Below are 22096 nucleotides of genomic sequence, written 5' to 3'. Positions count from 1 at the left end.
AAGGTCTTTAATAGTAAAGGTGGTTATATTGAAGAAAGGCTTGATAATGGGCAAATAGACAGGCTAACAAAAGTTAATCATCCATGGACTAATGGACAGGTAGAACGTATGAATCGTACTATTAAAGAGGCAACTGTTAAACGTTTTTATTATGACAATCATCAGCAACTTAAACAACATTTATATGATTTTATCAATGCCTACAATTTCGCAAAAAGACTTAAAGCTCTTAAAGGTTTAACTCCTTATGAATTTATCATAAAAACATGGACATCTGATCCAAATAAATTTATTATTAACCCTAACCGCCACATCCTGGGACTAAACAGATACTTAGTTGTTGGGATATAGCTAATTATTTTTTAGTTTTAGTAGATAGAAAAGCCGGTGATACCATAACCCAGCTAAAACTACAAAAACTAATATATTTTGCTCAAGGAATAAATCTTGCTTTATTTGATAGACCGCTTTTTGCAGAAGAAGTGGAAGCATGGAAACATGGACCAGTAGTACGAGCTTTACGTTTAACATTTGGTAATTTTGAAGCTGATGGCATTCCTCCACCTAGAGAAATGGATTTTGATATTTATAGCAAAAATCAGAAAGAATTAATTTATAAAGTCTATTCTTTTTATGGTGATCATACAGCTGCGTATTTACGTAATTTAACACATACACATTCTATTTGCTGTGAAGCTATTATACGCCAAAATAAAATTATTACGAAAGAAGAAATGTGTAAGTTCTTTAAGACTGATGTAATAAAGGATATTAAAGATTATCTTTTATCAATTTCAAAAAAAGATATTGTCCAAATAGAAAATGCTGAAGATCAATGGTGGATGAATTATGACAGCGGAGTGCCTGCAGAAGATATTACAGAACAGTTTTTAAAATAATACTAACTATAATATAGCATATTTTTGCAACAAATTAAATAGCCAAAAATTTCTAAAAGGTAAAAAATAGCGATGTTTGATTTTCTAAATTTTTTCTCGAGTGGGGCTAGTATATTTGCTACAGGAGCATCTGTATTTAATACTTACGCTCAACTAAGAGCTAATAAAGAGAAAACCAAGCAGTCTTTATATGAACGGCAGCATTTATTGAGACAACAACAGGAGAATGTCAGGTTTGACCGTCAACAACTAATGGAAAGAACTGCAGAATATGGGGCAATATCAAGTTATCATGTCGATATGCTGAGGCAAGAGCAGTTATATAATCGCCAACAGCTGGGCTATAATATCCTGAAAACTGGTATTGGTATAACTGGCACTGATTCAGCTGGCTTATTACTACGACATATGGCTTATATGGATGAGATGAAGGCAAGAAGCGTAGAAGCTGAACATTTTCACCAAAGACCAAGATCAAATTTAAACACGGCAATGATTGACTTAAATAAGGAAGCAATTAACCGTAATATTAGTTCGATCAAGTCAGCTTCACCTTGGCAAAATCTTGGTACGGTTTTAAGCGGTGTATCTGATCTTGCTGAAATATCAAGAATTAATGAAGGAATAATAGAAAAGAAAAAGTAAAGTGATAAACAAAGATGAAATGGCAAGTTATAGCAGGGATAAGTCAGAAAATTAATGAAGAAGCTAAAGGCTATTTGATACGCAAGCTTGAGAAAGATGCTAGCGTAGAAATGCCGAATTTATGGGCAGACTTTATTAAAGATACCACTAACCACTTGCATCAATCACAGAACAATATTGAAGTAGCTAGCGATAACAAAACTGGTGGTTTTAGTTGCTTGACGCAATTTGATGAACTGCATCCAGATTTCTCAGAAAACAACAAACCGTTCAGCGACTATTTTTTAGGCAAGTATGATCAGCGGGCTGTAGATTATCTGCAACGAGCTAAGAACCCACTGACCAAGCGTATGTTGCAAGCTAAGATTAATGAATATAAAATATCTTTAGCTGGACATATAAGCTATACAGAAGCCAAACTGATTGATGGTAAACGTCACCATTTAGCAATTGAAGCTATCGAAAAGTTTAAGATTGCTACTTATGATAATCCTGAGTTTTATAGTAGTAATTTACAAGATAGCATAGTAGCTATTAGCTCTTTATCGTTACTGCCCCAAGAAAAAGAACAAATGCTGATTAATGCTAGACAATCTTTGGCATTTGCTGCGGCACTAGGTACTTTAAAACATTCGCCGGATGCTATATTAAATCCCAATATCAAGGCTGAATGGAAGGGAGATTTATCGCTTGAACAAAGGGTTAAGCTAGAACATCAAGCAAATAATCTACTGCATCATCAGCAATTACTGAGACAACATCAACTTAGTTCGCTTATCAATGCCGACTTGCACAGTATCCTAAATACTGGAGAGCGTGTTAAGGGCATTGAAAACCTACTGCAAGCCAGCTTTAATGCTGATGATCCACGATTACTGCAATTTAGCAGCCAAGAAGCTTTGTATAAGCAGGCTTTTGTTATCTCACAACAAATAAAACACCTACCATTCAACCAAGGTCAGGAAATATTACAACAAATTGCCCCAAAGGGTGGGGATAGTGATTATGACAAGAAAGAGAGACTATATCATATTTTGGTAGAGCAGTTTAATAAACAACTTAAATTGGCTCAAACAGACCCGGCTAGGTTGGTTGAGGAAGGCGATGAAATACCCAAAGACATGGCACTATTCCAACGTTATTTGCTGAGAAAACAATTGCAGGAGCAAAAAGGCATACCGAGTTATGCACAGAGATATTTAATGGAATCTGAACGTACTGAGTTTTTAAAAAAGATTCAGGGTAAAGATGTAAACCAAATTAAACAAGCCATCGACAGTATAATTAGTCTGCGAGATGATGATACAGGAGGTGGTGAACAATATGGCTTGGAGATACTGGAAGAAATCTTAAGGGGTAAAGGAGATTTAGAGTGTCTGACTCAATTTTATGCTGAAAATAGGCTATATAACCGTAAGACAGCATCAACATTTATACAGATGATCGCATTAGTTAATGAGCTATCAGTAAAAAGTCAGCCATTATTTATCGGTCATGAAATGACAGAATTTAACAAAGAAATTGACAAAAATTATGTATTCGAGCGATGGGGTAAAGATTTAGCTAAAACTGATATTCAAAACGAAACAGAGATTAACCAAACACGGCAAGCTATAAAATATTTAGCTAAGTACTACCAACGTACTGAAGATTTATCAATTGCCAAAGCAGTAAAAAAAGCAACCACCAAATTGATTAGTGAGGTCTGTATGCGAATAGATAGTAAAAATCTGCAAATACCCCGTCAGATGATAGTACGAGGTATGATCATTGATTTAAATGCCGATTACATAGAGAGTAGTCTAGCAGAGTTGCAACATGGTATCATTAACGGAACTATAGCTTATGATTATATTACTAGTTTTAGGGACAGTCGTAATAGCAATATTATTGATAATATCAATGACCCAATAGGACAATATGCCGCTGCAGCAATAATACGAGAATGGTTGCAACAAGGTAAATGGAAACTAACGCCTGACAAAAAGAGTGTCTATTATACTTTCCCTACCAAAGATGGTCAGTATTTGCCAGTTATGGCAGGAGTTGGTAAAATATTAAAATTTGATTTGTCAGAGTTAAATAACCCTCAAGCTTTAGAGCAGCAAAAGCAAAGAATATTACAAAGTATCTCTGAATCATATACAATAGATTAGTATGATGAAAAATAATGACAGCTTAAATAATTACTCAAATGACCAATCACGTTACTACGCAAATAATCAATCACTTTACTATTCTATCTTAATACCGAGTTTTAGAACTAATAGTGTCGTTGATCTGTTAGGTAGTAGTAAATTAGATGTTTGGTGGGCATCAGCTAAGCAAGCTTATGCAGATAGTCCAAGCCTATTAACTTTATGGCAATCTTTTAACCCACAACATATTATTGATCCTGAATTGCAGGATATTGCTGAATATTTTAAAACTTATAATAATAAATTAACCAAGGAAGATTTTGAGCAAAAATATAGTGATTCAGGTTTAAAATACGACCCTAATTTTACCGAAACACAAGTAGAAGATATTTTAGAGAGGAAAAAGCAGCGAGAAATTAACGAGTATATCATTGCTGCAGGTAAAGGTGGATTAGTTGAAGCTATTGGCAAGTTTGGAGCTGAGATAGTATTTGGTAATTTGTCAGTAATTAATATTGCTGCTAGCTTCATTCCTATTGGTAGACCAGCAATGTGGGCGGCGGCTAGCCTAAAATATGGCAAACTTCCAACAACACTAGCTAAGGGCTTGGTAGGCGGGGCTACAGGTCAGGGAGTTACCGAGCCAGTTCTTCATAATGAACGACATACTGAACAAAGACCTTATGACTTGTCAAATAGTTTGATTAATATTATAGAAAGTGGTTTATTTGGTGCAACATTGCATGGTCTTGGTTATTCGGCTAAATATTTGCGAGACAGATTGTATTTATATTCAAATAAGCTACATCCTGAAATTGAGACCTTACATCCGATAGTTGATAGTCAGTTAAAAGATAATATTGACACTGTACTAAAAGAATCATCTCCTCAGGAGAATATAATAGAAACTGAGCAAGTTGATAGTCAAGTACCAACAAGTACCGATGCTAATATTGGAAACAGTTCTTTATCAAGGTTAGCTGAGTTACAAGCAAAGAAGCTACAATTAATTACGGCAGCCGAGCAACAATTTCCCTCATATTCTACCCAGCAGAGGCAAATAGCAGAATTACAACAACATATGCATGATCAGTTTGGTACTAATGGCAAGACTGAAGCAATACCAAGATGGTTCTTGGATATTTTACTAGAGGAAGAAGGCAAATTACAACAATTATATCAGGAGCATATTAATAACCCGGAGTTTCAGGAATATTTGACAGCAGTAAAACAATTAGATCAGCAAATTATCAATAATTTACGACGTCAGCAATGGGAGACTAAAGGCTATGATTTATCACCCGAAGAGTTATATATAGCAAGAAAACAGCTAGAGGAAGGTAAACATATCAATCTTGAGAATCCACAAGAAGCTGAATCTTTTTACCATGGTGATGATAAGAAATTTGATAATAACAATGCTAGTCCTAATCTACAAGAGCATCTAGCTTCTTTAGAAACTGAAATAGCCAATTTACCGGAACAACAAAAGGTTAATTATCAAGCAGAATCTATCAAGCAAGATGTTATTTACCAGCAAACCGAAGAAATTTTACGCAAGGTTAAGCAAAGTGCTAACCCTTCAGAATTAGAGGAATTATTTAAAACTCTAAGTCTCATCGATCCACAGTTAGTGGATGAGCTAAAGACTATCCATAAAGAATTTGTCGGACAGGAAAGATTAGATTTGTTAGAGAGAGACAAACAAATAGATATGTTCATTGATGATTTTAAGGAGGAGTACTTTGTAAAAAAAAGAAATAATGCCCTAAACTTAATTAAGATGGCTGCCATAGAGAGATTTATTAAAAATCATCCCAATAAGGTTGCTGCGATAAAAGAATATTTACGGCAAGTTGATTTACGGCAACAAACTATTGCTAACGAGCTGTTATTTGGTCTTACAAGAGATTTAGAGAAAGCTGGTGTACTACACGAGTACGGCGATATTGCTTATGAAAAGGACGTAATACAGGAATTATGGAATATCAGCCATCCTGATAAAAAGTCAACTGGTAGTGAGAGGGCAATGATAGTCGCTCAAATAATCAATAAATGGCAAACAATCGCCATCAATAGAGCTAATCTAGCAGGTGGTTATATAATCCCGCTAGAGGGTTATATTACTAAACAACAGCATAATAGTCTTAAACTCCGAGAAGCTGGTTATGAAGCGTGGTTAAAATTTATCTATCCACTACTTGATTTCGAGAGAATGGCTAAACTAAATGATGAAATAGATTTAAGGGCAATATTTAATAATCTAGCCAGTAGCATTCATCTAAAAGACACTGACCAATATTTAAATATAGCATTTACTCACATTAAAGGAAATAACGTAGCTGATGTGGTGTCAGCTAGTAGAAAGCTACATTTTAAATCGCCCGAAGCTTGGTTAGCATATCAGAAGGAGTTTGGTAATTACGTACAAAATGACTTTGTTGACAAGCTCATTAGCCCTTTAATTAAAAGCCGGTCTTTCATTGCTGATTCGGTAGTTAGTAACCTTAATATACTAGGTCGGAGCATCGGGATAATGGAGAGTATGGGTTGTAATCCTGAGTTAATGCTACAATCAATCAAAGGTACTTTTACTAGAGAGCTACAAGAGTTAGCAACTAAAGACCCAGCTATTTTAAAAGACTTTCTGCATAAGCCAAAGATAGTTGAGGGATTTTTAGGAGAAACGAAGCCGAGTACCGCAGCGTACACAGACGTACGTGAGGAACGGAGGCGAGTTTCGACGACAAAATCACCAACTAGATTGACTTATGCAGAAAGTCTAAAGCAATTAGCGGTACTTAGCAATCCCAACAGTTTTGTCAATCAGTTAGACCTAATGCTAGGAGTTAAACCACAAATACCATCAGTTGACCGTATCCTTGGGGCTTATCGTGCTTGGAACTGTATGGCAAATCTTGGCAAGGTGGTACTTTCTTCAATACCTGATATGATAAGTTTTGTCAGTGAGCTACAGAATAATGGCATACCAATAATGCAATCTTATGCGAATATATTACAAGTGGCGGCTACAGGACTTAATGGTGAAAAGAAAAAAGAGCTTGCTAGTTTACTTGGTGTGGCTGTAGATTCATTGATTGGTCATAGTCATTCTCGCTTTGCAGGAGAGTATCCAGTATCTGGTAGCATATTTAAACTTACCAATGCATTTTTTAAACTAAATTGTATGAATTGGTGGGATAATGTTTGGAAATCTACAGTTGGTAATTTGTTATCGCATAATTTAGCATTACAAGTTAATAAGCCCTTTAACTCACTATATCATAACTTACAAACTTTGCTTAATAGATATGGCATTAATGAAAGTAATTGGCATCTTTATCAGCATTTAGTACAACAAATAGAGAATAAACCATATTTAATACCTGATATGGCATTACTACCTGATCATTTGCTAGACCAGTATTTACAACAAAATAGTAATAGTATAGTTAGTGATCTCAATAGAACTAGACTTAAGCAGGATTTGACCAATAATTTACGAAGATATTTACTTGACCGGGTCGATACAGCTATTGCCACTCCGCATACTGCCGAGAGAAATGCCGTGTTACTCGGCAATTTAGGTATTAAGGTAGGCTCGCCAGCTGCCGCGGTGATTCAGTGTATAATGCAATTCAAAACTTTTGCCTATACTTACATTACTAGACCGTTAAAATCAGTAACCATCGATCAGATACCACTTCATCAACAAGTAGGTAGTGGCAATTTATTGGATTTAGGAACATGGAAAGATATCGCTAAATCAATGAGAAACCCAACTACTATTAAAATGTTGTTTCAATTATTACCGGGTTCTATAGGGCTTGGTTACTTATCGATCAATGCCAAAAGGTTGGTAGAAGGGAAAGAATGGCTTGATCCAAATGAAGAAGGAGTATTTATGGCATCTTTATTACAGGGCGGTGGTCTTGGATTATTTGGGGATTTTTTCTTTAATGAGTATGATAGTTATAATAATCTGCTTAAAGCGTTAGCAGGAACGGCAGGTAGTGACATCATTGATTTTGGCACAATGCTTACTTTAATCAAAAATGGCGAGTTGGATAGGGCAGAAGAATTGCTTAAAAAATCCCTTCAAAGACACATCCCGGGTAGGAATTTATTCTATCTACAGCCAGCTTTATGTGCCTTCCATGACTGCCATAGCCTGAATTGGTAGGAGAAAGAATGCACATAATAATTGAAAATGACGATAAGGCAAAATTATGCTTGCAAAACTCTTAAAAAAATAGTTTCATATTACTTGTGACAACATTGTTATCATTTTTCTATTCCTTAAAAAAATTAAAAATATAGGTAGTGTGTTTGGTTTTTTAGAAGTAGGTAGAGGAATCCAAGTACTCTATGAATACGCAAAAGCAGAAATATTAGAATCAGATTTTTTTGATCTCCAAGCTAAAGATTATCAAAAATTGGAAGAATCTGAGCGAGACCAAAAATGGTATATGCTTAATCCAGCAAAGCTTAACAAAAATTATCTTGAGGAAAAAGCTGCTTTTATTGTAAATGAAAGAGAAAAATATATTTTGCTAAGAGCCGTCCATTTTATTAATAAAAGTACTGAAACAATGCCCGTGGAGTCCTCCTTTTTAGAAAGGTTGCTTTATACCAAAAACTTTATACCTTCATGTTTTTTCTCTAGTAAGCCAAAAACAACAAATAATGATTCTCGCATTATACAACTACATGACAACGTCTAAATTGCACTTTATAGTTTCAATTTAACAAATATTGATTACTTGCCAAATAGCTCCTCTTCTTATTAAACATTTTTCATTGTTTCTATTCTGCTCCTGCATTGCTTGATTTATTTTAACAATTTATGATGTAAAAATATCACAATATTTGATGCAAATTACAATTTTTTATGCTATAATAAATCCTCTAAAACACATGTATTATAAGGGATTATATGAGAAGAATTGCAGTCAGATTTCACGGGTCACAAGATATCAAAAATCTTAGAACAATCATGAAAAATGTTCACGCAAGTAATAGTGATCATTTACCGGATGTCGCTAAATTTCATTTTGACGATAAGGTCTTTATACCGCATCAGGTAGATGGAGCAGAGTTACACATAACAACTACGAACGGCACTGAAATTAAAGAATTTCCTAAAGCATCACTAAGCTTTTATTTGGGCAAGCAACATCCTTTCACTAAAATATCCATGAATTCTGAGGATGAAGGTAATTATATCGTCCTGCCTTGGAATTTAGGCAACCGGGTTGGTAGAGATAATCTGAAGAACCTAAATGAACGTCTTGAACGCGGCAATATTAAAGAGCTAAAATATATCATCTGTATTAATGATAATAATAGTCAGAGTAACCTAAATAGTCTTGAGAGTAGCAAAGATTTAAGCCAAAGCCTAACCTCGCTCGCTAGTTTGCACCTATCAGATATTGTGGCAGAAGATGAAACCGAAAGTTTGCTTAATAAAATAGGCGATTTAGAACAACGTCTAAGAGAAAGAGATAATGTTATTAATCAGAAACAAGCTCAGATTAGTAGTTTAACTACGCAAGTTAATAGCTTAAATACACAAGTTTATAGCATGAGTTCGCAAGTCAGTAGCTTAAATACACAAGTTGACAGTAAAACCTCGGAATTTAATAATATGAAATCGCAAGTTAATAGTTTAACTACGCAAGTTAATAATCTACAAGCTAGCAATAATTCTTATTCTAACCAAATTAACCAATTTAATAGTAATAAGAATGGCTATTATCTCGAAAATGACCAAGGAGGTCGTAAGACATATAGATTGACTAATTATACCGGTAGCTTAAGAGCAAATGCCGGTATCGATTTTAGTAATTGTAGTATAATAGTTACTGGTAATAGTGAGCTTCGTACTACTTTGGATATACAATTTACTCCTAGTTGATAGAAAGCAAGAAAATTAGATTATTTATATGATAGCAATATTAAGTGCCTTTATAGGATTTTGCAGTAGTTTTTTACCAGAAATTTTGCATTTTCTTAAGGATAAGAAAGACAAGGAACATGAGCTGAAATTAATCGGTCTGCAAATAAAAGCTTCAAGTACTATCCATAGTGCTAGACTTGAGGAAATCCAAATTAAGGCTGATAATGATGAGAATAAATATCTGTATCAATATGCTGGTGTACAAACAGCTAATAACAACAATAATAATTGGGTGGATTTTTTAGCTACCAGTGTTAGACCAATGATTACTTATATATTTTTTCTGCTCTATGTAGCATTAAAAATAGCCATCTTCATAAAATTTGGTGCATCAATTGACACCATATGGAGCAGTGAAGATCAGGGGATATTCTGTGCAGTTATCGGTTTTTGGTTTGGTCATCTAGCTTTTGGCAGATACCGAGTTAATGGTAACAATAAAGGTTATCTCTATGGTAATGGCAGTGGTAATGGTTACACCTATGTCAATGGTAGTGGTAATGGTAAGATTAATGGCTACAAATATTGATAGCAATAGTAAAGCAGAATATATCATTAAAAGCTTTGAAGGACTGAGACTACAACCATATTACTGCCCAGCTGGTTTAAAAACTATTGGCTGGGGGCATGTGATAAAAGAGTACGAACAACAACAAATGTCTGATGGTATCTCGCGAGAACACGCTGACTACTTACTAGAGCAAGATATAGAACAAGCTAAATATGCTATTTATCGACATTGCCGCGTACCATTAAACTACTGCCAAGAAGGGGCTTTGATATCATTTGTCTTTAACTGTGGAGCTGGTGTATTTCAAGCTTCCAGTTTACGACAAAAACTGCTACGAGGTGAATATTTATCAGCTGCCGATGAATTCCCTAAATGGGTTTATGCCCGTGGTGTCAAGCTTAAGGGCTTGGTAAAAAGACGATTATTAGAAAGAGCAATATTTTTACAGAACTAGATATGACAGGTAATTTTGTTGTCAAAATTACCTGTCATATCTAGTTATATGAGAATTTATTTTATAAACAAACAGCATCATATAAACAAGGATAAAAAATGAAAGCCGCAAGGATAAAAATAGAAAGAAATCAACAACAATATCAAGACCAAAATGTTGTTAATTTGAGCAACAAGAAAAATAAACCTCAAGAAGTTGTGGTAAATGATACTGAGAAACAGACTGCACCTGAGGTGATGCCCCAAACTATTGAGCAGGCAAGAAAACACTACGCTATTTCTAGCAATAATGATAATATTGCCAGTCAGAATATTATTGAAGCAAATGACTTAATAGCTGAAAAAGTGAAAGAGCTGAATCAGTTGGAGGAGATACATCAACAGCTACTCTGCAAGGAAGATAGCTTAAAGTTAGAAGTAATGAACTATATGCAATTCCATATTTACCTAAAAATGGGTGATCATATGCTTGTCTCGTGGAAAAACTGCACGCGTAAAACATTTGACATACCAAAGTTTAAAAGTGATTATCCTGAAATATATAGTGAATATGTCAAGGAGACTTCTCCTAGGTTATTTAGGCTTTATTAAGATTGTTGTAATATTACTAACTAAAATTTATTATTTCACTTTTAATATTATTTTTTCTTGTTATCATTATTATCCAAGCTATTGGTGGTAAGAAAAATGATAGGATACCCTCAAGAACAAAGAAGTTTAAACAAAGAACAAAAAGAAACTATAGGGTTACTGTCAATAGGAACTTTCCTTGAATATTTTGATTTGATGATTTACGTTCATATGGCGGGATTTCTTAATGAATTATTTTTTCCCAAAAACTGATCCACACACTACGGCTTTGTATTCTGCAGGTGCTTTTTGTGCAACTTACTTATTTAGACCATTAGGGGCTTTAATATTTGGATGGGTAGGTGATAATATAGGGCGTAAGGCAACAGTTATCATCACAACTTTCATGATGGCATTTGCTTGCGTTGTTATGGCTAATCTGCCTACTTACGAACAAATAGGAATCTTAGCTGCTTGGTTAGTAACCATCTGCCGGGCTATTCAAGGTATATCTTCTCTAGGTGAAATAGTAGGGACAGAACTTTATTTGACTGAGATGCTTCACCCTCCAATACAATATGCAAGTGTTGGATTTATAGGGGCTTGTGCTACCTTAGGAAAGTTAGGGGCTTTAGCAATTGCCTCACTTGTTGCTTGGCATGCTTTTGACTGGCGTGTAACATTTTGGGTAGGTGCAGCAGTTGCCCTGATTGGTGCTGTTGCAAGAACCAAACTTAGAGAAGCTCCCGAATTTGCTGATGCCAAACGTCGGATTAAAAAAGTTTTTGAAAAAACTAATACAGATATAAATATTTTATATAACCGTCCTATTTGGCAAGAAAAAGTTAATAAAAAAACCGTACTAGCTTTCTTTTTATTACAATGTCCTTTACCGGTATGTATTTATTTTATTTATATATATTGTGGTAATGTTTTACAAACTAGTTTTGGTTACACACTGCCTGAAGTTATTCACCATAATTTTCTTGTCTGTATAATGGAGCTGTTAACCACATTAATATTATGTTATTTAAGTTTAAAAGTATATCCATTATCAATCATAAAAATTATATTGCTAATATTTTCTATTTTTATGATATTTTGTCCGTATTTATTGAATAATCTTAATTCTCCTTATCAGTTATTTCTGATTCAATTCATTATAATCTTATGGAAGAAATGCTTTGACCCTGCTACTCCCATTTGTTTAAAAAGCTTTCCTATATTTAAACGCTTTACTTGTGCCAGCATAACATTTGCTGTATCTCGTGCTTTAATGTATGTTATTAGTGCTTTTGGTTTTGTCTACCTAATTGAGTGTTTTGGCAATTGTGGAATATGGTTTATTATGATTCCGACAATGATCGGTTTTACTTACGGACTATCTCATTTTGAAAATCTAGCAAAACCAGCTAAAATCATCTACCCAAAAAATGTGTACTCTAAAGCAAATGGGTTAGGGGTAATAGGTAAATTTTTGTAACATAGATTTATTAATTGTTGTTCGGCTGTTGGTATTTCCAAATAGTAACAAATATCTATAAAATAGCATATAGTTTCCTTAACTATCTTCAGTGCTTTTTCCGGTGATTTAGCTCCTAGTGTTTGTAGATTGTGAATACGGTCAAATAACTTAATCAATACCACATCAAATCTCTTTTGTTGAGATAATAAATCCAAAGTCTCTTTGGAGCTAATTTTACCGTAAGGCTTTACCCTTGTTAGAGCTTCCACTTGGCTAGCAACTAAACTCCCAAAAATTCGAGCAATCATCTCTTCAGTAAGGGCTGTATCTTCAATAGTATCATGCAGTAAACTGGTAACTATCATGTCAGTTTTAAATAATTGGCGAACTTCCTCTGCTGTGTATTCAGCAACCATGTACGCCACTTCTATTGGATGAGAATAATAAGGATCGCCGGATTGTCGCATTTGGCTACCATGATATTTTTTAGCATAATAGATAGCTTTGATAATTTCTCTGATATCGACTGGGTGAGTCGCTTTTTTATTTAGTGAAATCAATCTATTAATTAACTTAGCAGAATATTTACAAGATTCAAACTTTGTCCACCAATTGTTAATATTTTCCATAAAACATCCCTCCATTATTTTAATTGTACATTAAATTAAACTAATATTGCCAACAATTTTATTATATTTTTTAAGAATTATTTTGAAATTTATGCCAAAGATTTTCAATCGCCTGCTCATAAGCAATGAGTTCTGATATAGTCCAATTAAATTGGTTAAAAATATCATAGGCATTATTTATTTCAGTATTAATAGCAACTGTATTAAGTTTCTCCTCATAGACTAACTTTCTTAGTTTTTCTTCCTGTGTTTTTTTATATTCCTCATGGTTGGCAGTACCAGATTCTGCTATATTATGCATCTTTCTAGTACGTATTTGTATTTCTATGTTACGGTCATAGATGTCAGCTATAAGTACTAGATGCAAAGAGCGGTAACCATTATCCTTAGGATTAACAATATAGTCTTTTGTCTTTTCCATATTAACAGGATATATCTTGTAAAGAGTAAGCAATACTTTATAACAATCATATTGTTTATTAACTATAATCCTAAAAGCAATTAGGTCAGTTAATTTTTTCACAGTTATGTTCTTTCTTAGCATTTTCTTTAAAGCAGAATAAGGGTCTTTTAATCGGTAATGTATTTCAGCTGCTATACCATTTCTACACAGATTAATCCTAATATTAGCTATAATGTTACGTAAATCGTTAGTAGTGGTATTCCGCATAATTAATATTACACTAAAAAAGGAATATTTAAGGTTAACAAGTAATAATTAGTTTGTCAATTATCAGCAATTAATTAGTTAACAAATCAATATATATTTGTTATAAAAAACTCACAAACTATCATTCTGCTATTCCATTATATAATTTATAGAACAGAAGCACTTTAGACATAAAATATATTATACTAATAATAGAAACACTTCAATACTTTTTTGTATTTATTTCCAAAAAATGATATAATTTATTTTTTCATATGAGTAAATATTATGTTACACTTAAAGAAACTATCGACGACCTACAAGCAGGAAAGGATATTAAGAAAGTAAATTTGTATGATAGTGATATAGGGGATGAGGAGGTTAAGCCGCTAGTAACAGCTTTAAAAAATAACCACACTGTAACACACTTATATTTGGGCAAGAACAAAATCACTTTTGAGGGTGCTATGATACTAGCACAATTCTTAAAGGACAACAAAACTTTAATAGAAATAGATTTGAATCGCAATCAAATAGATGCTGATGGTACTGAGTATATAGCAGAAGGCTTAAAGCACAATAACACCGTGATGACAGTAAATTTGTGGGACAACAATATGTGCGATAAGGGAGTTTGGTTTATGACACAATTTTTAGAAAATAATCAAACTGTAACGCACTTATATTTTGGTAAGAACAACATCACTGTGGATGGGGCTGAATTTATATCACAATTTCTAATGAATAATAAAACTCTGATAGTACTCGTTTTAAACTACAACCAAATGAGTGATAAAGGAATTGAGTTGTTAGCAAAACCCTTAGAAACACACAGTGCCTTGGTGCGAATAGATTTACAATGCAACCAAATAACCAACAAGGGGGCTGTGGTTATAGCAAAAATTATAGAGTCTAATAATAGTTTGAGGCAAATAAATTTGTGCGAAAACGAGATAACTAATAATGGTGGCTTAATTTTGCTAAAAGCTGTAAAGAATAATTCTACCTTAACAGAATTAAATTTAGAACAAAACCCAATCAACGATTATTTAGTTGCTATGATAGATACGATTATAAGTAAAAATCTTGAAGCATTTAATACTAGTTGTGTTGGTGATTGTTCTGAAGATTCAGGGGTGATGGTTCTTGGGGATGATTATGCTTATCCAACAGAAGACGTTTAGGATTTTTAAACAAAATTCCTGTACTATTATAAAAAACTAAAGAAATACGTTATACTTTATTGTGCTAAAGTTGTTGTCACTACCTATGTAAATTCTATGAAACTAGAAGCTGTGATTATTTTGTTACTTTATTAAAAAAATTAATAGTTTTCTTAACCTTTTTATTAGCATAAGTTTTAATTTTCATTCATCATATCAAAAATAGCTCTTAATTGGTTTGTCGCTTTTTGAGTTAGTTATTTTGGTCTGTTTTCTAGATGTATAGGCTTGCATATAAGGTTTATTTCCGACAGACTCCTAAAGTACATAAAAACAAGATTAAACTACTTAACCTTTATTAGCAGCTATTTAGAACAATTTAATATTAATTAAATTTATGAGGTAAATATTATGCCTAAACTTTCATTTAATCAAATTATCGAAGCTTTAAAAGCAGGAAAAGATGTTAAGGCAATAGATTTAAAGTACGAAGATATAGGAGCTGAGGGAGCGAAGGCACTAGCACACGCCTTAGAAAACAACAACACTGTGACGACAATAGATTTATGGGGCAACAAGATAGGAGATGAGTTATTAAATGATATAAGAGATAAATTAGAGAAAAACAAATTACAAGCAGAAGCATTACAATCTAAGGAGATTGAACAAGGAGTAGATTCTGTACAAGAAAAATTGCTTGCTACCAATATAGGATCAGAAAAAAAACAAGAAATCTCCAAAAAAATGCAACAAATAAAAAAATCGCACAAGAGCAGAAATTAAATCAGCAAGAAGAGATACATGATGTGTTACTTGCCAAAATAAATAAGTGTAAGAATGATACTCTGAAAGCAAAGGGTGATAAAGAAATACAACAGCTTGTTAAGGAATGTAAGTATGATGTTATGCTACTAAAATTACAGAAAATGCAACAATTGGAAGTGGCTATAGGGGAAATGAAACTGCTTGAGGGAGATAATTACAAGTGGTTATTAGCTAATATAAGTAATGCCGGTGATTTTTATAAGGTGGCGGAGAGGTTATTAACTGGAGATATTGTCCACCCACTAGAAGACGTTTAGGCTTTCTAAGCAAAAATCTGTACATTACAAAAACATGAAGAAATATTAAGATAGTGGTTATATTATTGATCGGCAAATGTTTCTATTGATTTTTAACATTGGTAGTCATAAAATTAATTCCTATTTTTGTCATAGATAATAGACGCTGGGGTTAGGTTGCATTGATTCCCCTAACCTCAGTGTGTGACACCGCCACACGTGATATCCTGTCTCTATACCCAATTTAAGGCAGTTTTACCGGTATTTGCAAAGTAAAAGTCGTACTCTTACCATGCTGGCTATTAACATCAATTTTGCCCTTTATTTCATGAATAAATTGTTTGACTAGACTTAAACCTAGACCTAATTCTAAATTTGATTCTGAGTTTGAATCCGTCGCTAATTCATCATCACTAGCTTCGAGACCATTTAATTGCTGATAGATAGATTGTCGCTGTTTTTCAGACATACCAACCCCTGTATCATGAACAATCAATTGTAAAATATCTTTGACTTTTTGGGCGTCTATAGTGTTTCTACTATTATACTCTCTATCCTTTTGTAATGTTTTAGTACCTCCAGGAAAAAAATAGGTGGTTAAGGTAATACTGCCTTGTTCAGTATATTTAATGGCATTGGTAATTAACTGGGTTAATATTGCCTCAAGTCGGTAACCGTCACCAATGATGATTGTTGGAACGTCCTTGGTGAAATTATTTGCAAACCTTATGCCTTTATTCTTAAAGAATAGCATTAGTTTATTAATAACATTGTTTACTAACGTTTCAGGGTTGAATTTTCTAGAAGCTGTAGGGGCAGGTACTACGCTTGTGGTAGCAAGTGAGATTGGGTAGCTAGTAAAATTTACTATATTTCTAGAGTAATACATTAAGTCTTTAGCATAAGCGGCAACTGTAGCTATAGTACTCTTTTTGTTGGGTTCATCCTCTTGTTCACATAGTATTGTAGAAAGGGCAAACATGTCATTACAAGGTTTGTTCATGCTAATGGATATAGTTCTTACAGAATCTTGGTGGATAAAATTAGCTATTCCTAGATTTTTTTCGTCTTGTTTTTTCTCGGCTTGTTGTAATTCAATAATATCACGACTAATATTGTTTTTTTCATGGGTAGATTTGTTTTCTTGTTGATTTTTTATATCGGTAGGCATAGAATTAACTCCTATTTTTCGGTTAGGGAAGTAGACACTGAGGTTAGAGAAAAATTTAGCGTTGATTATCTAACCTTAGTGCTTAACATTTACATTATTGTAACGTCGTCTTAACAAATACTATCATTTTTCCTCAGAGTACAGCGGTTTTTTCACGATTAGTAAAAAATTTTATAAAAATTTTTAGAATAGTGTTAAACCAGAGACAGTGAGTAGGAGTATTCTTATAGTTGATGGCTAAACAGCTGAGAGATAAGCCGTAAATTAGTTGTTCAAACAAGCTGCCTAATGCGGTTGATTGATAAATGTCTAATTATCTACTTACATTTTAAGGCAAATATGAGCTTAAAATTGTATCAGGTTTTTTTGCACCAAACAAAGCTAATTGTTTAGCAAAAGCAATGGTACACTTGCATTGATTGTGACTTTTGAACCACCATTTTTACCAATATACTGATGATTCTTGTAGCATTTTTGTGATATTTATGTTACAATTAGTGAGATATTTATGTACTTGAATAATGAATACTTACCATCATGGCTACTACTAAAAATAAGCCGTTACCATTTTTTAATTGGGTCGGCGGCAAAAGAAAACTCACTGATCAATTAATAAAATATGTTCCTGATACCTTCAATAATTATTATGAGCCTTTTCTTGGTGGTGGGGCATTATTCTTTAAAATAAAAGATAGGTGTCAGCAATGTTTTTTATCTGACATTAATTTAGAATTAATTACCAGCTACAATGCTGTAAAAAAGAATCCAACAGCAGTAAGTGATTTATTTGCAACCCATAAAAAACAACATTCAAAAAAATATTATTATCGCGTACAAAAACGCAATGACAGCAATGACCCGACTAGCATCACTGCTAGGTTTCTCTATTTAAATAAATATTCTTTCATGGGTATGTATCGAGTTAATAAGAGTGGTAAGCTTTGTTTGTCCTTTTCTTCTAAAAAATATAATAGTGCTAATATTGACAAGAAATTACAACAATGTAGTAGTTTTCTAAGTGATGCCTCAATTTACGTTACTGACTTTTCGTTTATCGAACCTAAAGAAAATGATTTTGTTTATTTTGACCCACCTTATTACCAAGCAGGGGAAAGATTTTATACTAGACTGCCCTTTGATAAGAATGAACAAATTAGACTTAGAAATTTCGTTAGAGAACTAACTAACAAAGGTATAAAATTAATGATTTCTAATAGTAACACTGACTTTATTAGAGAAATATACCAAGACTTCACCATAAATACTATTGACACCAAATACGCCCTAACCGGACAGAAGGAAATCACTAGAGAGCTTGTAATTACTAATTATGTAAGGTAATTAGTAGTAGCACACTTTACATTGCCCTTGTGTTTTGCCCATATTTAAGCTCTCTTATCTGTTGTTCCAATTCTTCTATCTTCCGTTGTCGTGTTTCATTTTCCCTTTTCTGCGTTTCCATAACCTCCCTAACTTGCAAGCTCATAATATCACATATTTTGGTTGTACTTATATCTTGATACCCTAAAGTTTCCCATATTCTCTCTTTGTCCTTTCCAGCTTTACTCATCCAAATATCATGCGTCATTCTTAAGTCATGAATCATTAAACCGTCAATACCAGCTAATTGGCAAATTTTCTGCCAAGTCTTCATAGGTGCTTGTAAATGATTACTACTGTTACTATTGGGAAATACCCATATTGATTCAGTGTTATTCTCCTTATGCCTTTTTGCTAATATGGTTAGGGCATCTTTTACTAAATGAACTTTTTTTGACTGGTTGTACCATGTCATATCTTCAAAATTAATATCCTGCCATCTCATGGATAAAACCTCACCCCTCCTAGCTCTAGTGAATAACACTATTAAGAAAAAATCTGCCATTTTCCTATTTGGCTCGGCATTAATTACCTCAAAAAACTTTGACATTGCTTCTTTAGTACCGATAAATCTTCTCCTGATTTTTGTTTTATGTAGCTCAATATTTCCTGTTGGATTCTTATTTTTTATAGCTTTGTTAGTACAATGAAATAAAGTGGTTGTCATATGATGCCTACTTAATTATGTTGTTAAGGTTAGTAGTATTTTAATTGGTTTTGTCAAAAATCTTATCGGCTTTATTCATAAATTCTCTAACAGGGTCTATACTTAATCGTGCATAAACTTCTGTTGAGGTAATACTTTTATGGTTAAGAGCTTTACCAATTACATACTGACTCGCTCCAGCAATAGCCATCCAACTTCCTCTAGTTCTACGAAGATCATGTAACCTAAAATCTTTAAGACCAGTTCTTTGTATAATTTTTTTCCATGCTTTTTTGGGTTCTTCTAGGTGTCCACTTTTACTATTATGATCACTTGGAAACACCCAAGGACATTGAGGATTACGTTGCTCATATCTTGCTTTTAAGATTGGCATGGCTTCTTCTGATAAAGGTAGTAAATGAGCAATGCCATTTTTAGTCTCAGTACCGGGTGTGTCCCATGTTTTATCAGTTAAATTGATACTATCCCAACGCATTGCCAAAACATTACCTTTCCTACCTGCGGTATGCAAAGACACAAGGATGTAGTCTCTTATTGTATGGTTACGCTCTTCGTTTACACTCTCAAAAAAGCGTTCTTTTTCGTCAGCTAGTAAATATCTAGTCCTTGATTTTTCTGGATGCTGAATAATACCAGTTATCGGATTGGTTGCTAATATTCCCCATTCAACGGCTCTCTTAAATATTCCCTTAAATCTCTGAACACATTTATTAGCCATAACTTTTTTGCCCTCTTTGGTGAGGTCATTAAAAATCTTTTGTACATCATCTCTATTTATGGTAGATAGTGTTCTAGTGTAGAGATGATGTGCTTGCCTATCAATGTCATCAACAACGTTCTTCCAACGCTTTATTTTGTGTTTTGCATAGTCTTCAATATATTGATTATCAAAAAATTCTTTAAAGGTTATTTCCCGTTTTTCCTCTTTTAATTCTTGAGCTTGTGGCAAAATAGGATTTACCCCTTTAGCAAGCTGGTTTTTTAACTCTGCCGCCTTTGTTCTTGCTTCTGTAATAGAAATATTATCAGGAGAAGAGCCTAGTTTATTAGGAAAAGAACCTAATTTAATTTTGTAACGTGTGCCATTAATTTTTTTGCTTAGAAAAAAACTTTTAGTTCCTAAATATGATACATTTAGGACTAATCCTTTTTCTTCGGTATCTCTATAAACATGTTGGACAATTTCAGGGCGGATAACTTTGCCTTTATTATCCTTTTCTGCTTTAGGTGAAATAATTTCTTCTAGAATCTCTTTAGTGAAGTTAAATGAATTGTGTGTCATAGATACCTACATTAAATTATATTTGTTAGGTGATAAAACTAACCTAGCTCAATCTAATTGTCTTAAAGTTAGTTAATTAATTAACTAACTTTATACTAGTCATAATTAAATAATTACCGCTGATAGAAATAGTTTGCAAGAATTAATTTATAAGAATGAGAATTAAAATAAGGAAGTGTTTAAAAGTGGTATTTTGACAACTTGAATTATATTTTTAGTAATCGAAACTAGGACAAGCAATTATTTTTAAAATGGTAAGACTCAATTTTAAGTTGATTCAATTCATTGTTGATGAATAGAAATCATTAACTATTATTTGCTAAGTATTTCAATAAATAAAGTGCTAAAAAATACTAATTTTGTGTGTGCATGATATGTGTTTTTTTACTAGAATAACCTACGAATTAATTGTAAATTGACAAGTAATACAATTTCCTATACTATCAGAATTCAACCTAATTAATTAGGAGAAAATACCATGAGTATCAGATTTTTAACGAAAATATCATTAAGTAATTGTTTGAATCAAGAAGGAGCGGGTTTTGGGGTGTCTGCTTTGCACGCAGAGGGTCGGGGGTTCGATTCCCTTCGTCTCCACCAGTCTCCAATTTTGGTACATTTTATGAATAGATCAAACGGTGGACGCAAGGTATAGTATAGCTTACAGCCATTCAGTTCTAGGTTCGCAAACACACAATTTAACAATTTACGTTTTTCTGTAGCAGTCGAACCTTTAAACGTTTCTAGGCTTCCGGAAGACATTTCTACTAAGCTTATCAGGTGCTGTGAGAATTTGTTATCTGCCATTTCGTGGTTTTCTATTTCTATAGCAATTTCTGCTCGTTTTTGTACTAATTCTTTACGTTTTTTTTCATGGTCTCCTTTTGTAATATCACCGTCTAAAAATAGATCAGTGAGTCTGTTCATACGTGTTGTTATTTTTGTTTGTTCAGTATATAACTCACCTATTCTCCTCTTATGAAAATCTTGCTCAATTTTTGCTGAGCTTTTAATATAAGAAATTACTTCAGATAATAATCCAGAATCTAAACGGAGCATTGCTAATACTTGTTCTTCTTGTACGTAGATTCTTTTATTAGTATTACCATGTTTCCAAACTCGTAAATATGTCCACTCTGTTGTTTTACCATTAACATAGGTGTTCCTTTTGGTTTCAGCAGTAACAACTCGACCAGTAGCAGCACATTTTATCAACCCTCTAAATATATACTCTTTTTCTCCATGTTTAAACGGTTTTTTATTCCAGTTAAGACGCACTCTTTGGCAAGCATCAAATAGTTCCTTACTAATTATAGGAGGATATATATGCGAATATTGTTTGCCAGTTTTTAGTAATCTCATTACCCCGTAATAAAACGGATTTTGAATAATTTTGTATATATGAGAACAACATAAATAACCTTGGTTGCCATGAGAATTACGTAAGCCCCATT

Annotated in this window: 20 protein-coding genes and 1 pseudogene; 16 read left to right on the top strand and 5 right to left on the bottom strand. The window is 33.3% G+C overall.

Annotated elements, in window-relative coordinates; translation table 11 throughout:
* Nucleotides 1-60 precede the first annotated feature (60 nt).
* From AAGD39_RS06330 to AAGD39_RS06275, 12 genes and pseudogenes are all read left to right on the top strand, one after another.
* A pseudogene (locus tag AAGD39_RS06330) lies at nt 61-351 on the top strand (integrase core domain-containing protein); the annotation flags it as partial.
* A complete protein-coding gene (locus AAGD39_RS06325) occupies nt 330-899 on the top strand; it encodes a Panacea domain-containing protein (RefSeq protein ID WP_341757256.1) in 570 nt (189 codons plus the stop codon). The pseudogene AAGD39_RS06330 and the gene AAGD39_RS06325, both read left to right, overlap by 22 nt.
* Nucleotides 900-971: 72 nt before the next feature.
* On the top strand, nt 972-1544 hold the full coding sequence (locus AAGD39_RS06320; protein WP_341756510.1) for a hypothetical protein: 573 nt from the start codon (nt 972-974) through the stop codon (nt 1542-1544).
* 14 nt (nt 1545-1558) lie between these two features.
* Nucleotides 1559-3700, top strand: coding sequence for a hypothetical protein (locus tag AAGD39_RS06315; protein WP_341756509.1), 2142 nt, complete (start codon nt 1559-1561; stop codon nt 3698-3700).
* 1 nt (nt 3701) lies between these two features.
* Nucleotides 3702-7865: a hypothetical protein gene (locus AAGD39_RS06310; protein WP_341756508.1), complete on the top strand. Its 4164-nt coding sequence runs from the start codon at nt 3702-3704 to the stop codon at nt 7863-7865.
* Nucleotides 7866-8007: 142 nt separating this feature from the next.
* Entirely contained in the window at nt 8008-8406 is a 399-nt protein-coding gene (locus AAGD39_RS06305; RefSeq protein WP_341756507.1) for a hypothetical protein, read from the top strand.
* 212 nt (nt 8407-8618) lie between these two features.
* On the top strand, nt 8619-9599 hold the full coding sequence (locus AAGD39_RS06300) for a hypothetical protein (RefSeq protein ID WP_341756506.1): 981 nt from the start codon (nt 8619-8621) through the stop codon (nt 9597-9599).
* Between the two features lie 28 nt (nt 9600-9627).
* A complete protein-coding gene (locus AAGD39_RS06295) occupies nt 9628-10170 on the top strand; it encodes a hypothetical protein (RefSeq protein WP_341756505.1) in 543 nt (180 codons plus the stop codon).
* The gene (locus AAGD39_RS06290; RefSeq protein ID WP_341756504.1) at nt 10154-10606 is read left to right on the top strand and encodes a lysozyme; all 453 of its coding nucleotides are present in this window, start codon (nt 10154-10156) and stop codon (nt 10604-10606) included. Before AAGD39_RS06295 ends, AAGD39_RS06290 begins: the two co-directional genes overlap by 17 nt.
* A 98-nt stretch (nt 10607-10704) precedes the next feature.
* Nucleotides 10705-11196 carry a hypothetical protein gene (locus AAGD39_RS06285; protein WP_341756503.1) on the top strand — a complete coding sequence of 164 codons (492 nt, stop codon included), beginning with the start codon at nt 10705-10707 and terminating at the stop codon, nt 11194-11196.
* 96 nt (nt 11197-11292) lie between these two features.
* Nucleotides 11293-11448: a hypothetical protein gene (locus tag AAGD39_RS06280; RefSeq protein WP_341756502.1), complete on the top strand. Its 156-nt coding sequence runs from the start codon at nt 11293-11295 to the stop codon at nt 11446-11448.
* Nucleotides 11423-12658, top strand: coding sequence for an MFS transporter (locus tag AAGD39_RS06275; protein ID WP_341756501.1), 1236 nt, complete (start codon nt 11423-11425; stop codon nt 12656-12658). The genes AAGD39_RS06280 and AAGD39_RS06275 overlap by 26 nt, the downstream gene beginning before the upstream one ends.
* Here AAGD39_RS06275 and AAGD39_RS06270 read toward each other — a convergent pair.
* Entirely contained in the window at nt 12598-13269 is a 672-nt protein-coding gene (locus AAGD39_RS06270) for an HD domain-containing protein (RefSeq protein WP_341756500.1), read from the bottom strand. The genes AAGD39_RS06275 and AAGD39_RS06270 overlap by 61 nt on opposite strands.
* Before the next feature lie 70 nt (nt 13270-13339).
* Entirely contained in the window at nt 13340-13939 is a 600-nt protein-coding gene (locus AAGD39_RS06265) for a bifunctional (p)ppGpp synthetase/guanosine-3',5'-bis(diphosphate) 3'-pyrophosphohydrolase (RefSeq protein WP_341756499.1), read from the bottom strand.
* A 254-nt stretch (nt 13940-14193) separates the two neighbouring features.
* Here AAGD39_RS06265 and AAGD39_RS06260 point away from each other — a divergent pair, with 254 nt between their 5' ends.
* The 3 genes from AAGD39_RS06260 (at nt 14194) to AAGD39_RS06250 (ending at nt 16163) form a co-directional block, all read left to right on the top strand.
* Complete coding sequence (locus AAGD39_RS06260) at nt 14194-15102, top strand: hypothetical protein (RefSeq protein ID WP_341756498.1); 909 nt, start codon at nt 14194-14196, stop codon at nt 15100-15102.
* A gap of 390 nt (nt 15103-15492) precedes the next feature.
* Complete coding sequence (locus AAGD39_RS06255; RefSeq protein WP_341756497.1) at nt 15493-15864, top strand: hypothetical protein; 372 nt, start codon at nt 15493-15495, stop codon at nt 15862-15864.
* 23 nt (nt 15865-15887) lie between these two features.
* The gene (locus AAGD39_RS06250; RefSeq protein WP_341756496.1) at nt 15888-16163 is read left to right on the top strand and encodes a hypothetical protein; all 276 of its coding nucleotides are present in this window, start codon (nt 15888-15890) and stop codon (nt 16161-16163) included.
* A 223-nt stretch (nt 16164-16386) separates the two neighbouring features.
* Here AAGD39_RS06250 and AAGD39_RS06245 read toward each other — a convergent pair whose 3' ends face one another.
* Complete coding sequence (locus AAGD39_RS06245) at nt 16387-17313, bottom strand: sensor histidine kinase (RefSeq protein WP_341756495.1); 927 nt, start codon at nt 17311-17313, stop codon at nt 16387-16389.
* 534 nt (nt 17314-17847) lie between these two features.
* Here AAGD39_RS06245 and AAGD39_RS06240 point away from each other — a divergent pair.
* Nucleotides 17848-18654 (top strand): DNA adenine methylase, encoded by an 807-nt coding sequence (locus AAGD39_RS06240; protein ID WP_375359843.1) that lies wholly within the window; start codon nt 17848-17850, stop codon nt 18652-18654.
* A gap of 16 nt (nt 18655-18670) precedes the next feature.
* On the opposite strand, the gene AAGD39_RS06235 is transcribed toward AAGD39_RS06240, so the two are convergent.
* Both AAGD39_RS06235 and AAGD39_RS06230 read right to left on the bottom strand, forming a co-directional pair.
* A complete protein-coding gene (locus AAGD39_RS06235) occupies nt 18671-19360 on the bottom strand; it encodes a site-specific integrase (protein ID WP_341756493.1) in 690 nt (229 codons plus the stop codon).
* Between the two features lie 40 nt (nt 19361-19400).
* Nucleotides 19401-20642 (bottom strand): tyrosine-type recombinase/integrase, encoded by a 1242-nt coding sequence (locus tag AAGD39_RS06230; protein WP_341756492.1) that lies wholly within the window; start codon nt 20640-20642, stop codon nt 19401-19403.
* Nucleotides 20643-22096: the final 1454 nt, after the last annotated feature.

This window comes from Candidatus Tisiphia endosymbiont of Nemotelus nigrinus, assembly GCF_964026475.1.
In the GTDB taxonomy this organism is placed as follows: domain Bacteria; phylum Pseudomonadota; class Alphaproteobacteria; order Rickettsiales; family Rickettsiaceae; genus Tisiphia.
Note: the sequence above shows the minus strand (reverse complement) of the source record. Positions and strands in the feature narration are given on the sequence as shown.